The following is a 12,448-nucleotide window of genomic DNA, read 5'->3' as shown; positions in this document are numbered from 1 at the left end:
GGATGAGGCGACCCCGGAACCTCACCCCGCAAACGCTCTGTCGAGATCGGCGATGACGATCTTCTTCATCTTCATCATCGCCTGCATGGCGCGGTCGGCCGCCTTGCGATCGGGGGTGCCGAGATAGCGGCCGAGTGCCGTCGGCACGACCTGCCAGGACAGGCCGAATTTGTCCTTGAGCCAGCCGCAATTGCCTTCCTCGCCGCCGTCGGCCGTCAGGCGCTTCCAGAAATAATCCACCTGCTCCTGGGTCTCGACGCTGATGAAGAACGACACCGCCTCGTTGAACCTGAATTTCGGGCCGCCATTGAGTGCGTTGAACCGCTGGCCCTCGAGCTCGAAGCTCGCCATGAAGTCGCTGACGGCCTCGACCTTGGCGTTGGGAAACACCGATTTGTAGAAGTCGACGGCCTCGCGGACGTTGTTGTCGAGCCAGAGGAACGGGGTGATCGAAGTCATGGGGCAGGGTCCTCGTCGGGGGCGGGTGTACCCCTAGGACGCGCCAAGCAGCGCGCATCCGACAATTCGGCGGCAGACTTTTTTCGACAGGTGGCTTGCCCGCGGCCGGGAAGCCGGCGCGGCCGGTCAGTTCGCGGTGCCGATCAGGCTTTCCAGCAGGCGCTTGAGCTCGTTGGTCGATTTGTCGCCATAGCTCTCGACGATGTGTTCCTCCTGGCTCACCGCCAGCGAGTTCAGCCGCCGTGACAGCGCCTTGCCGTGGTCGGAGACGAACATCAGGACCTTGCGGCGGTCCTTGGGATCCTGCACGCGATAGACCAGCGCGTCCGACACCATGCGGTCGATCATCTTGGTCAGCGTCGGGTGGTTGAGCAGCACCGCATCGGCAAGCTCGCCCATCGAATGCCCGTTGCCGTCAGACAGCACTTTGAGGATGCGCCACTGCTCCACCGGCACGCCCTCCTTGCTCAGCCGCGTCTCCAACTGCCGGTTGATCTCCCGGTTGGCTTGCGCGAGCAGGTAGGCGAGGTGTTCGGTGATGGGGGAGTTTTCTTTCGACGGTTTAGCCACGGGCGTGAGACTTCGTATTGGTCCAAATGAGCGAATGACTGGCAATCGTTGCTGCATCTATATGCACTTCAATTGTTGAATATTCAATATTTTCAAAATAGGATTATTGCCCAACAATCGGGCGGAAGGCGGCGGCCGCCCGCGAAACGTGCTTTTGGGGTCTGTGCCTGACAGGAGTTGGTGTGCGCTCGACGGTCAACTTCCCGGCTCGTGGCGAGCCTGCGTTTCCGCCGTCCCTGCTGCTGAGGAATCTGACGTCGTCGGCGGCCGATTTTGCGTTGTCGCCGGACGATCGGGCCCTCGGGCGCGGCCGCGCGCGCAGCAAGCTCCGGATCGGCGGCTTCATCTGCTGCTCCGGTTCGCCCGGGGTCTGGGGACCCTGCGCCACCTCGAGCGCGCAACTTGCCGTCGCCGAAATCAACAAGCGCGGCGGGATCCTCGGACGCGAGATCGAACTGTCGATCTATGACGCCGGCGGCTCGACCGAGGAGGTCGTCGATCGCGCCGAGCAGGCCCTTGCGTTCGACGATCTCGATCTCGTCATCGGACTGCACACCAGCGCGGTCCGTGTCGCCTTGCGCAAGGTCATCACCCGCGAGGGCATCCCCTATATCTACACGCCGGTCTACGAGGGTGGCGAGCAGACGCCCGGCGTGGTGGCGATCGGCGAGACGCCGCGCTGGCAGAGCCGGCCGTCGATTCACTGGCTGGCCGAGGCCAAGCGTGCCACGCGGTGGTATCTGATCGGCAGCGACTATGTCTGGCCGTGGCAATCGCATCGCGCGGTCAAGCGCTACATCGCCGAAACCGGCGGATACGTCGTCGGCGAGGAGTTCGTTCCGCTCGGCGAGGACAATCACGAGCCGCATCTGGCGCGCATCCGCGCCGCAAAGCCCGATGTCGTGCTGATCTCGCTGATCGGCACCGACAGCATCACCTTCAACCGCGCCTTCGGCGAATGCGGTCTTGCCGCCACCACGCTGCGGCTCGCCGGTGCGATGGACGAGACCGTGCTGCTCGGCATCGGCGCCGACAATTCCGAGAACATGTTCTGCGCCTCCGGCTATTTCCCCGGCATCGCCTCACGCGCCAATGACGACTTCCAGAGCCGCTATTTCACGATGTTCGGTCCGAACGCTCCGCCGATCGGCTCGCTCGGTCAGTCCAGCTATGAGGGGCTGTGCCTGCTCGAGGCCGCCGCCGCCAAGGCCGGCACATTGGCGATGCGTCCGTTGCTCGCAGCGGCGCGCAACATCGTCTACAGCGGCGCGCGCGGGCCGGTCATCGTGCGCGACGGCCGTGCCAGGATGTCGATGCATCTCGCCGAGGCCGATGGTCTCGACTTTCGGCTGATCAAGCCGATCTGAGGCGCGCCCGCTTCGGCGTGCCGGTCTTGTGAAATAATGCTTGAAAAGGAAAATATTTCCGTTTTGAATAGTGCGGCGGGGATCCGGGGCTTGCGCCCGCGAGCCGGTATCGCGTCCCCGCAAAAGGACTAGCAAGGATCAAAAACGCCAGGAGAGCGCCGTGACAGTCGTCCTTCCCACGCCAACGCAACTTCGTGCCGTCGCCGAACAGTGCGGCCTGTCGCTCACCGATGAGGACGTGGCCTCGTTCCGCGGCCTGATGCAGGGCTCGATCGACGCCTACAACCTGATCGCCGCGATGCCCGACGAACTGCCGGAGGTGAAGTATCCGCGCACGCCGGGTTATCGCCCCGCGCCTGAGGATAACAAGCACAACGCCTGGTACCGCAAATCGACCGTGAAGGGCGCAGCCTCCGGCAAGCTCAAGGGCAAGACCGTCGCGCTGAAGGACAACATCATGCTGGCGGGCGTGCCGATGACCAACGGCTCGTCGACGCTGGAAGGCTATGTGCCCGACTTCGACGCCACCATCGTCACCCGGATGCTGGATGCCGGCGCCGAGATCGTCGGCAAGGTGCATTGCGAGCATTTCTGCCTGTCCGGCGGCAGCCACACCGGCTCGTTCGGGCCGGTGCACAATCCGCACAAGATGGGCTACTCGGCCGGCGGCTCGTCGTCCGGCTCGGGCGTCGTCGTCGCGCTCGGCGAGGTCGACATGGCGATCGGCGGCGACCAGGGCGGCTCGATCCGCATGCCGTCCTCGTTCTGCGGCACCTATGGCATGAAGCCGACCTGGGGGCTCGTGCCCTATACCGGCATCATGCCGATCGAGATCTACGTCGATCACACCGGCCCGATGACCGCGACGGTGGAAGACAACGCGCTGCTGCTCGAAGTGCTCGCCGGCGACGACGGCTACGATCCGCGCATCAAGGCGCCGAAGGTCGAGGACTACACCAAGGCGCTGGGGGCCGGCGCCAAAGGCATGAAGATCGGCATCGTCAAGGAAGGTTTCGAGCAGCCGAATGCGGAAGCTGCCGTCAACGAAAGCGTGCGCGAGGCGGCCAAGCGCTTCAAGGATCTCGGCGCCTCGATCGAGACCGTGTCGATCCCGATGCACCTGGCCGGCGGGGCGATCTGGACCCCGATCGGCACCGAAGGCCTGACCCAGACCATGATGTTCGGCGACGGCTACGGCCTCAGCCGAGGCGACCTCTATTCGACCTCGCTGATGGATTTCCATCGCGGCTGGCGCCGCCAGGCGGACTCGTTGTCCGAGACCACCAAGCTGTTCATGATGCTCGGCACCTACATCAACAACAATTTCGGCCCGCGCTTCTACGGCAAGGCGCTCAACATCTCGAGGCGGCTGACCGCGGCCTATGACAAGGCCTTCAAGGACTACGACCTGTTGCTGATGCCGACCACGCCGATGAAGGCGACGCCGCTGCCGGGGCCCAATGCCAGCCGCGAGGAGTATGTGATGCGCGCGCTCGAGATGATCTCGAACACCGCGCCGTTCGACATCACCCATCATCCCGCGATGTCGCTGCCCTGCGGCATGGTCGACGGCCTGCCGGTCGGGCTGATGCTGGTGGGGCGGATGTTCGAGGAATCCACCATCTACCGCGCCGCGCATGCGTTCGAGCAGGCCGGCGACTGGAAGAAGATGTGAGGCGCCGCTTGTCGCAGCCACCCGCCGAAAGGATCGTCGCAAGGGTCGATCGCCATGGCTAGCATCTTCGCCGCGGCGTTCGAGATCGTCAGCTTCGGTGCGATCATCGTTCTGGTCGTGCTGGGGCTCGGCATCATCGCCAGCATGATGGGCATCTTCAACTTCGCGCAGGGCGAGTTCGTCCTGCTCGGGGCCTACGTCACCTATCTGGCGTATAGCGGCGGGCTGCCGATCTGGGTAGGCATGGTGGCGGCGCCCTTCGTGGTCGGCGCGCTCGGCTTCGTGCTGGAGGCGCTGATCATCAGGCGGTTCTACGCCGCGCCGATCGTGGCGATGCTCGGCACCTATGCGCTCGGCCTGATCATCCGCGAGAGCGTGCGCGGGCTGATCGGCGGCTTCTATCTCACGGTGCCGGAGCCGATCGGCGGCTCGATCGACCTCGGCTCCATCCACATCTCGGCCTGGCGCTTCACCATCATCGTGATCACGCTCCTGGTGATGGGCGCCTGCTACCTGCTGCTGTCGCGCACCTCGTTCGGCCTGCGCGTCCGCGCCACGCTGGAGAATCCTTCGCTGGCCCGCGCCTCGGGAATCTCGACGCCGCTGATCTACGGCACGACATTCGCCTTCGGCGCGGCGCTGGCGGGACTTGCCGGCGCGCTGATCGTGCCGGTATTCAGCCTGTTCGCCGATCTCGGCATCCGCTTCCTGATCCAGGGCTTCGTCGCGGTCATGGTCGGCGGGGTCGGGTCCTTCATCGGGCCGGTCGCGGGCGCCGGCGTGATCGGCACGCTCAGCGCCGCATTGCCATGGGTCATGTCGCCGGTCGTCGCCGACGTGCTCGTCTTCGTGCTCGCCATCGCCTTCATCAAATTCCGGCCGCAGGGCCTCATTTCGGGGAAAGGGGTTTAGTCAGATGTCCTCAGATCGCATGCATCTCACACGCCGCCGCTTCATGAGCAACTTCGCCTTCGCGTCGGGCGCGATCGCCACCGGCCTCGGCAGCTGGGTGGTCAGGCCCGACTGGGCCAACGCCGCCGAAGCCCCGATCAAGGTCGGCATCGCGACCGACCTGACCGGCCCGATCGCCTATGCCGGCAACGCCGACGCCAACGTCGCCAAGATGGTGATCAAGCAGATCAATGATGGCGGCGGCCTGCTCGGCCGTCCGCTCGAGCTCTATATCGAGGATACCGCCTCCAACGAATCGATCGCGGTCGGCAACGTCCGCAAGCTGATCCAGCGCGACAAGGTCGACATGGTGCTGGGCGGCATCACCTCCTCGATGCGCAACGCGATCAAGGACCCGATCGTGGCGCGCGGCAAGACGCTCTACATCTATCCGCAGCTCTACGAAGGCAAGGAGTGCACGCCGTATCTGTTCTGCACCGGGCCGACGCCGGCGCAGCAGTGCGACGAGTTCATCCCCTGGCTGATCAAGAACGGCGGCAAGAAGTTCGCGCTGCCGAGCGCCAACTACGTCTGGCCGCACACGCTCAACGTCTACGCCCGCAAGGTGATCGAATCCAACGGCGGCGAGGTGGTGTTCGAGGAATACTACCCGCTCGACCAGGTCGACTTCTCCGCGACCGTCAACCGCATCATCTCCAACAAGGTCGATGTGGTCTTCAACACCGTGATCCCGCCGGGCGTCGGTCCGTTCTTCAAGCAGCTCTACGAAGCGGGCTTCCTGAAGAATGGCGGGCGGCTCGCCTGCGTCTACTATGACGAGAACACGCTCAACATCAACCAGGCCAACGAGATCGAGGGCCTCGCGAGCTGCCTCGACTATTTCAAGGTGCTGACCAAGGAGGACCCGGTCAGCGCCAAGATCCAGGCCGCCTATGACAAGGAGTTCCCGGGCAACATCCTGTTCGCCGCCGGCAGCGCCGCCACCGGAACCTATCGCGGGCTGAAACTGTGGGAGGCCGCGGTCAAGGAAGCCGGCAAGGTCGACCGCGAGTCGGTTTCGGCCGCCCTCGATCACGCCAAGATCGCCGAGGGGCCGGGTGGGCCCGCCGAGATGGTTCCGGGCAAGCGCCACTGCAAGATGAAGATGTATACTGCGGTGGCCAAGGGCGGGACCTACGAGATCGTGGCGCGCAGCAACGGTCTCGTCGATCCCAAGGAATGCTGAGCGAGCGATGGGTGCAGCAGAGCAGGCCGTCGCTCGCCTCAGCGAGGGACCGGTTGTCGTGACGGGTGAAGGCGTATCGGCGGAAAGCGCGCCGGCGGGACAGGCATCGGCAGGACGAAGGGTCCTGCCGATCGTCGAAGCGCTGGTGCTGCTCATCGCACTGGTCCTGCCGCTGGTCCTGCAGGATTATCTGACGGTGTTCGCCACCCGCGTGATCATCCTCGCGCTGTTCGCGATCTCGTTCGACCTGGTGTGGGGCTATGCCGGCATCATGAGCTTCGGCCAGGCGCTGTTCTTCGGCGCCGCCGGCTACGGCGTGGCGCTGCTGGCGCGCGACCTCAACGTCACCTCGATCTTCCTGATCCTGCCCGCGGGGACGCTGATCGGGCTCACCGCGTCACTGCTGCTCGGCGGATTCCTGCTGCTCGGGCGCTATCCGTCGAGCGTGATCTTCGTCTCGCTCGGCACGCTGACCGGCTCCTACGCCGCCGATCGGCTCGCGCGCGGCTGGTATTATCTCGGCGGCCAGAACGGCATCCCGTCGATTCCGTCGATGTCGCTCGGCAGCTATGACTTCGAGGAAGGGACGACCTTCTACTATCTCGCGCTCGGCATCCTGGTCGTGGTCTACCTGCTGTGCCGCTTCCTGGTGCGCTCGCAGTTCGGGCTGGCGCTCGCCGGCCTGCGCGAGAACGAGCAGCGCATCGCCTTCTTCGGCTACAAGGCGCAGCACCTCAAGGCGATCATCTTCGCGATCGGCGGCACCATCGCGGGCCTCGCCGGCAGCCTCTACGCCTTCCACGAAGGCTTCGTCTGGCCGAACATGCTCGGCGTCGTGTTCTCGACCCAGGTCGTGCTTTACGTTCTGTTCGGCGGCTCCGGCACGCTGATCGGCGCCGTGATCGGCACAGTCATCATCGAGGGCGTCAGCTTCTGGCTGTCGGACAATTACCGCGACGTCTGGCCGATCATCCTCGGCGTGCTGCTGCTGCTCGTGATCATGTTCCGCCCGCTCGGACTGATCTCCTTCGTGCTCGGCGAGCGCGAGCGGGTCGGCAGCTTCGGCATCAGGCCAAGGGAGAAGCGCGATGCCGCTCCTTGAGGCCGCAGGGATCAGCAAGGTGTTCGGCAAGCTCACCGCGCTTGATGGCGCCGGCCTGACGGTCGGCGAGAACGAGTTCCACGGCCTGATCGGCCCGAACGGCTCGGGCAAGAGTACGCTGATGAAATGCGTCGCCGGCGCCGAGGTGCCGACCACGGGCAAGGTCAGCTTCATCAACACCGATATCACCACGTTCACGCCGACCGAGCGCGCCCGCGCCGGCATGAGCCTGAAATTCCAGATCACCTCGGTGCTGCCGACACTGACGCTGTACGACAACATCCTGCTGGCGTTGCAGGCGCATTCATCCCTGTTCGACCTGGTGTTCTCGCGCACGCGCAAGACTCTGCACGATCAGGTGATGATGATGCTCGCGCAGTTCCGCCTCGCCGATCGCGCCCATGATGCCGCCGCGACCCTGTCGCACGGTCAGCAGCAATGGCTCGAGATCGCGATGGCGCTGGCCGGCCGGCCGCGCCTGCTGCTGCTCGACGAGCCGACCGGCGGCATGAGCCTCGAGGAGCGCCGCGTCACCGGCGAGCTGTTGCAGCCGATCAAGCAGCATTGCTCGCTCGTCATCGTCGAACACGACCTCGACTTCATCCGCGACATCTGCGACCGCCTCACGGTGCTCGACCAGGGCCGCGTGCTGGCGTCGGGTACCGTCGCGGAGATCCAGAGCAACAAGAGCGTCCAGGAGATCTATCTTCGCCGTGCCTGACCCAACCTTCCTCGATATCAGGCATCTCGATGCCGGCTATGGCCGCAGCCAGGTGCTGTTCGATGTCAGCATCGACATCCCCTGGCGCGGCGGCGTCGCCGTGCTCGGCCGCAACGGTGCCGGCAAGACCACGCTGATGAAGACCATCGTCGGCGAACTCGCGAGCTCGCAGGGCCAGTTGTTCTTCGACGGCCGCGACATCACGCGCAGCCGCACCGAGCAGCGGGTGCGCTCCGGCATCGGCTACGTGCCGCAGGAGCATTCGGTGTTCGCCCGGCTCTCGGTGCGCGACAACCTCGCCGTCGGCTCGCTGCTCAATCGGGAGTCGAGCGCCGTCGACCGCGTCCTGACCATCTTCCCGAAGCTCGGCCAGCGCCTCGACCAGCCGGCCGGCACGCTCTCGGGCGGCGAGCGCAAGATGCTGGCGATCGGCCGCGCCATGCTCGGCAATCCGAAGCTGCTCCTGCTGGACGAGCCGACCGAAGGCGTCTGGATCGGCGTCATCGAGGAGATCACCGAGCGGCTGATCGAGCTTGCCAAGGACATCTCGCTCGTGATCGTCGAGCAGCATCTCGACCTCGCGCTGCGTGTCGCCGACTACGCCTATGTGCTCGACCGCGGCCGCGTCGCGCTGCAGGGCGCGGCGGGCGAGGTGCGGAGCGATCCGGAGTTGCTGCGGTACCTGGCGCCGTGAGGCGAATGCGGCTTCCGCTCATGTCCTCTCGACAAGATGCGCCCGCGAGGGCGCAGGGTCGAACCGGTCGGCGAAATACTGGGTTTCGTGGGCCACCAGTCCGTCGCGGAACTCCATGATGCTCACCGTGTAGGACGGGATGCCGTCATAGGTCAGCACGAATTCGGTGACCCAGAGATCGCCGGACCCGATCATCCGTCGCACGGTAAAGCGCTTCTTGTTGGGCTGGAGGGTCCGGCTCTGCTGGATGTTTCGACGGCCGCGGATCCGCTCGCCCGATTGCGGATAATCGAGCACGGCATCGTCATGATAGATGTCGTGCTCGGTCTCGAAGTCGCTCGCATCAGACGCATCCCAATGGCGCTGCAGCGCCAACCGAATAGTTTGATCGTGCATTTTCGAGCTCCCACATGCGGTTTCAACGGAGGCCGATCCAGCGTCCCGAACGTGGGAAGCTATTTGCTGATCGCGCCAGTCGTGTGTCGCTCGGAACCCGCCCCGCTCGAACGGGCTACTTGTCGGATAGGGTACCCCCCTATATTATGGGGCCATGTCACATACCATCAAGCACAAATCCAGGCTCATGGGCCGGGTCAGGCGCATCAAGGGGCAGATCGAGGCGGTCGAGCGTGCGCTCGAATCCGAGCTCGGCTGCGCCGATGTGCTGATGCTCGTCGCTTCGGTGCGCGGGGCCGTGAACGGGCTCACCGCCGAGCTGCTCGAAGACCACATCCGCCATCACGTCGTCGATCCCGCGCGTGAGAAGGATCCGGAGAAGGCGCAGGGTGCCTCTGATCTGATCGACGTCGTCCGCACATATCTCAAGTGACGCGATGACCGATCTCGCCCAATTGCTGCAGCAGGGCTCCGCCCATGCCTGGCTGTTCGTGCCGAGCGCGATCCTGCTCGGCGCGCTGCATGGCATGGAGCCGGGCCACTCCAAGACCATGATGGCGGCCTTCATCATCGCGGTGCGCGGCACCGTGCTGCAGGCAGCGCTGCTCGGCCTGTCGGCCGCGCTCTCTCATACGGCAATCGTGTGGGCGGTGGCGCTCGGAGGATTGTATTTTGGCCGGCAATGGAGCGGCGAGGAGAGCGAGGCCTGGTTCCAGATCGGCTCAGCGGTCCTGATCATCGGCATCGCCGTCTGGATGGCGTGGCGGACCTGGCGCGAGCAGCACGCCGGGGATCATGATCACGACCACCATCATCACCATGACGAGGTGGTCCGGATCGCGATCGCCGGCGGCGTGCTGACGCTCGAGATCTTCGAGGACGGCGTGCCGCCGCGCTGGCGTATTCGCGCCGAACACGGCACGCTGCCGGCGCCTGATGCGATCATGCTGGAAACGCTGCGGCCCGACGGTGCGCGGCAGTCGTTCGCGCTCGTCGGCCGCGACGGCTTCCTTGAAAGCGTCGACGAGATTCCGGAGCCTCACGCCTTCAGGGCTAGATTGTCGCTGCGCGGGCGCGCCGATGTGTTCGAGACCGCGTTCGATGAGCATGACCACGACCACAGCCACTTGAATCTCGGCGAAGAGGATGACGCGCACGCCCGCGCGCACGCCGCCGACATCCGCAAGCGCTTTGCTGGGCGGACCGTCACGACGTGGCAGATCGTGCTGTTCGGGCTGGGCGGTGGCCTGATCCCGTGTCCGGCGGCGATTACCGTGCTGCTGCTCTGCATCCAGCTCAAGCAGTTCAGCCTCGGCTTCACTTTGGTGCTCTGTTTCGGCATCGGGCTTGCGATCACGATGGTCTCGACCGGCGTGCTGGCGGCCCTGAGCATGCGCCATATCGAGCGGCGCTGGACCGGCTTCAGCCGCTTCGCGCGCCAGGCGCCATACGCTTCGGCGGCGCTGATCGTCGTCGTCGGGCTCTACACGGGATGGCTGGGCCTGAGCGCGATTTAGCGCTCTTCAAGATGTCTGGTCGTGCAACTCAGGCACCATGATCGACGAACATGCGCCAAAAACCTTCAAACAACGCCAGGAGGATGAGCAGCGTCGACGCGGTCAGCAGAACGCCGGCTGCGAGGTGATGATAGGGCGCGCCTTCGGTGAGCAGGAATCCGATCAATGATACGCCGATCAGGCAAGCCCAACCGGCCAGGGTGAGCCAGGACTCCCGGACCAGGGCGGACAATCTGTCCGCCATCGTCACCTTCCCTGGCCCGGATCGGCTGGTCTGCTGCTCTCTGGTCATTTGCGTGTGACCGATCCAGAAGCATGCACGCACATCCGGGCATCATCCCGGGACGCTGGTGCGGATGATCGCCGGATTCTGCGCCGGCAGGCGTTCGAGATACTTCAGCGCGGCCTTGAGCTGCGTGTCCCGATCGGTTCCGATCAACTCCTCCTTGATCGGCGGCGAAGTCGTTTCCGCCGGCGCGCCCTTCGCCTCCGGCGCTGCGTCGGATTTCGACAGCGTGCCGGGATTGGCGAACGACCCGTGGAGCTGGGCTTCGCGCCAGACCATCGAATTCGCGACCTGCTCGTCCTTGGCCGCCTGCACGACGACGTCGGGTGTGATCCCGTTGCCCTGGATCGAGCGGCCCGACGCGGTGTAGTAGAGGGCGGTCGTCAGCCGCAGGGCGCCGTGGTCCTTGATCGGGATGATGGTCTGAACCGATCCCTTGCCGAAACTCTGCGTTCCCATCACCGTCGCGCGATGGCGATCCTGCAGCGCTCCGGCAACGATCTCGGATGCCGACGCCGAGGCGCCGTTGACGAGAACCACCATGGGGGCGTCAGGCAGCAACGCACCCGTTGCGGGCGCCGCGAACGATTGATCGTCGTTCCCATTGCGTCCGCGGATCGAGACGACCGTCCCGCCATTGAGGAAATCGCCGGAGACGTCGACCGCGGAGGCGAGCAGTCCGCCAGGATCGTTTCGCAGGTCGAGAACGACCCCCGAAAGCCTGCCATTGGCCTCGTGCTGCAGCGTCGAGATGGCGTGCTGGAGTTCGGTCGGCGTCTCCTGGCCGAACTCGCTGATCCGCAGATAAGCCACATCATTCGGTTCCAGCCGCGACTTGACGCTGTGAATCTCGATGACCTGCCGGGTGAGGGCCACGTCGAAGGGTGACTCGTTGCCGCGCTGGATCGTCAGTTTCACGGTCGTTCCCGGTTGTCCGCGAATCTTCCGGATCACCTCCATCAAATCGGCGCCATGCGTGCTTTGGCCGTCGACCGACACGATCGCATCGCCAGGCTGCACGCCAGCGCGCGCGGCCGGCGTGTCGTCGATCGGCGAGAGCACGGTGGGCAACCCGTTGTGATCCATGATCTTGAGGCCGATGCCGCCGAATTTTCCGCTGATGTCTTCCGTGGATTCGCGAAATTCCGGCTCGGTCATGTAGGCGGAGTGCGGATCGAGACGCGACAGCATCCCTTTCAACGCGGCGTCGGTAAGCTCGCTCGATCCGACCGGATGCACGTAGTCCTGCTGCACGAGCTGCATCACGCCGGCAAGAAGTCCGAGATCGGTCCGCGATGGACCGGCGGCGACGTCGGATGCGAGAGCGAAGCCCGCGATGGAGGCCGAGGCCACGCAGGCGATTGCGATTATGCGTAAATGGGATGTCTTCATTGCTTACCCGTCCGGTGGATGTGCTCAAGACGCGAGCGCGCCGCGCAAGCCGCGGCGGCATGGCTGACTGAGCATGATCCTGACGGGTTGGGACCGAAAGGATCACACCAATCAAACAGATGAGATCACGAT

The 12,448-nt window shown here is 64.9% G+C and carries 14 protein-coding genes; 9 read left to right on the top strand and 5 right to left on the bottom strand.

Going from position 1 to position 12,448, the window contains the following annotated elements; all coding sequences use genetic code 11:
• Window positions 1–21: 21 nt before the first annotated feature.
• Window positions 22–459, bottom strand: coding sequence for a VOC family protein (locus JQ586_RS01635; RefSeq protein ID WP_212392730.1), 438 nt, complete (start codon window positions 457–459; stop codon window positions 22–24).
• A 126-nt stretch (window positions 460–585) separates the two neighbouring features.
• Complete coding sequence (locus JQ586_RS01630) at window positions 586–1,029, bottom strand: MarR family transcriptional regulator (RefSeq protein WP_212392729.1); 444 nt, start codon at window positions 1,027–1,029, stop codon at window positions 586–588.
• 182 nt (window positions 1,030–1,211) lie between these two features.
• Here JQ586_RS01630 and JQ586_RS01625 point away from each other — a divergent pair, with 182 nt between their 5' ends.
• The 7 genes from JQ586_RS01625 to JQ586_RS01595 all read left to right on the top strand — a co-directional run bounded on the left by JQ586_RS01625 (window position 1,212) and on the right by JQ586_RS01595 (window position 8,725).
• Window positions 1,212–2,396: a substrate-binding domain-containing protein gene (locus JQ586_RS01625; protein ID WP_212392728.1), complete on the top strand. Its 1,185-nt coding sequence runs from the start codon at window positions 1,212–1,214 to the stop codon at window positions 2,394–2,396.
• A 160-nt stretch (window positions 2,397–2,556) separates the two neighbouring features.
• On the top strand, window positions 2,557–4,071 hold the full coding sequence (locus JQ586_RS01620) for an amidase (RefSeq protein WP_212392727.1): 1,515 nt from the start codon (window positions 2,557–2,559) through the stop codon (window positions 4,069–4,071).
• Between the two features lie 54 nt (window positions 4,072–4,125).
• A complete protein-coding gene (locus JQ586_RS01615) occupies window positions 4,126–4,983 on the top strand; it encodes a branched-chain amino acid ABC transporter permease (protein WP_212392726.1) in 858 nt (285 codons plus the stop codon).
• Between the two features lie 4 nt (window positions 4,984–4,987).
• Window positions 4,988–6,208 carry a substrate-binding protein gene (locus JQ586_RS01610; RefSeq protein ID WP_212392725.1) on the top strand — a complete coding sequence of 407 codons (1,221 nt, stop codon included), beginning with the start codon at window positions 4,988–4,990 and terminating at the stop codon, window positions 6,206–6,208.
• 7 nt (window positions 6,209–6,215) lie between these two features.
• Window positions 6,216–7,310 carry a branched-chain amino acid ABC transporter permease gene (locus JQ586_RS01605; protein WP_249147185.1) on the top strand — a complete coding sequence of 365 codons (1,095 nt, stop codon included), beginning with the start codon at window positions 6,216–6,218 and terminating at the stop codon, window positions 7,308–7,310.
• Window positions 7,297–8,031, top strand: a complete 735-nt coding sequence (locus JQ586_RS01600) for an ABC transporter ATP-binding protein (protein ID WP_212392724.1) — start codon at window positions 7,297–7,299, stop codon at window positions 8,029–8,031. The genes JQ586_RS01605 and JQ586_RS01600 overlap by 14 nt, the downstream gene beginning before the upstream one ends.
• Window positions 8,024–8,725 carry an ABC transporter ATP-binding protein gene (locus JQ586_RS01595; protein WP_212392723.1) on the top strand — a complete coding sequence of 234 codons (702 nt, stop codon included), beginning with the start codon at window positions 8,024–8,026 and terminating at the stop codon, window positions 8,723–8,725. The genes JQ586_RS01600 and JQ586_RS01595 overlap by 8 nt, the downstream gene beginning before the upstream one ends.
• 18 nt (window positions 8,726–8,743) lie before the next feature.
• Here JQ586_RS01595 and JQ586_RS01590 read toward each other — a convergent pair whose 3' ends face one another.
• A complete protein-coding gene (locus tag JQ586_RS01590; protein WP_212392722.1) occupies window positions 8,744–9,121 on the bottom strand; it encodes a nuclear transport factor 2 family protein in 378 nt (125 codons plus the stop codon).
• A 154-nt stretch (window positions 9,122–9,275) separates the two neighbouring features.
• On the opposite strand from JQ586_RS01590, the gene JQ586_RS01585 reads away from it, so the two are divergent.
• Together JQ586_RS01585 and JQ586_RS01580 are read left to right on the top strand one after the other, a co-directional pair.
• The gene (locus JQ586_RS01585) at window positions 9,276–9,554 is read left to right on the top strand and encodes a metal/formaldehyde-sensitive transcriptional repressor (protein ID WP_212392721.1); all 279 of its coding nucleotides are present in this window, start codon (window positions 9,276–9,278) and stop codon (window positions 9,552–9,554) included.
• A 4-nt stretch (window positions 9,555–9,558) separates the two neighbouring features.
• The gene (locus JQ586_RS01580; protein WP_212392720.1) at window positions 9,559–10,638 is read left to right on the top strand and encodes a nickel/cobalt efflux transporter; all 1,080 of its coding nucleotides are present in this window, start codon (window positions 9,559–9,561) and stop codon (window positions 10,636–10,638) included.
• Between the two features lie 28 nt (window positions 10,639–10,666).
• Here the strand turns inward: JQ586_RS01580 and JQ586_RS01575 are convergent, their stop codons facing one another.
• Both JQ586_RS01575 and JQ586_RS01570 read right to left on the bottom strand, forming a co-directional pair.
• Window positions 10,667–10,882, bottom strand: a complete 216-nt coding sequence (locus tag JQ586_RS01575) for a hypothetical protein (RefSeq protein WP_212392719.1) — start codon at window positions 10,880–10,882, stop codon at window positions 10,667–10,669.
• Between the two features lie 90 nt (window positions 10,883–10,972).
• A complete protein-coding gene (locus JQ586_RS01570; protein ID WP_212392718.1) occupies window positions 10,973–12,316 on the bottom strand; it encodes a S41 family peptidase in 1,344 nt (447 codons plus the stop codon).
• Window positions 12,317–12,448 lie beyond the last annotated feature (132 nt).

The sequence above is a fragment of the Bradyrhizobium jicamae genome (genome assembly GCF_018130215.1).
GTDB classification, from domain to species: domain Bacteria; phylum Pseudomonadota; class Alphaproteobacteria; order Rhizobiales; family Xanthobacteraceae; genus Bradyrhizobium; species Bradyrhizobium jicamae_A.
This window is presented reverse-complemented; position numbering and strand designations above follow the sequence as displayed.

What these genes read in the sequence shown, in the direction of transcription:
- JQ586_RS01635 (WP_212392730.1), bottom strand. Translation starts at nt 459, where the DNA reads ATGACTTCGATCACCCCGTTCCTCTGGCTCGACAACAACGTCCGCGAG.
- JQ586_RS01615 (WP_212392726.1), top strand. Translation starts at nt 4,126, where the DNA reads ATGGCTAGCATCTTCGCCGCGGCGTTCGAGATCGTCAGCTTCGGTGCG.
- JQ586_RS01610 (WP_212392725.1), top strand. Translation starts at nt 4,988, where the DNA reads ATGTCCTCAGATCGCATGCATCTCACACGCCGCCGCTTCATGAGCAAC.
- JQ586_RS01605 (WP_249147185.1), top strand. Translation starts at nt 6,216, where the DNA reads ATGGGTGCAGCAGAGCAGGCCGTCGCTCGCCTCAGCGAGGGACCGGTT.
- JQ586_RS01600 (WP_212392724.1), top strand. Translation starts at nt 7,297, where the DNA reads ATGCCGCTCCTTGAGGCCGCAGGGATCAGCAAGGTGTTCGGCAAGCTC.
- JQ586_RS01590 (WP_212392722.1), bottom strand. Translation starts at nt 9,121, where the DNA reads ATGCACGATCAAACTATTCGGTTGGCGCTGCAGCGCCATTGGGATGCG.
- JQ586_RS01585 (WP_212392721.1), top strand. Translation starts at nt 9,276, where the DNA reads ATGTCACATACCATCAAGCACAAATCCAGGCTCATGGGCCGGGTCAGG.
- JQ586_RS01580 (WP_212392720.1), top strand. Translation starts at nt 9,559, where the DNA reads ATGACCGATCTCGCCCAATTGCTGCAGCAGGGCTCCGCCCATGCCTGG.
- JQ586_RS01575 (WP_212392719.1), bottom strand. Translation starts at nt 10,882, where the DNA reads ATGGCGGACAGATTGTCCGCCCTGGTCCGGGAGTCCTGGCTCACCCTG.
- JQ586_RS01570 (WP_212392718.1), bottom strand. Translation starts at nt 12,316, where the DNA reads ATGAAGACATCCCATTTACGCATAATCGCAATCGCCTGCGTGGCCTCG.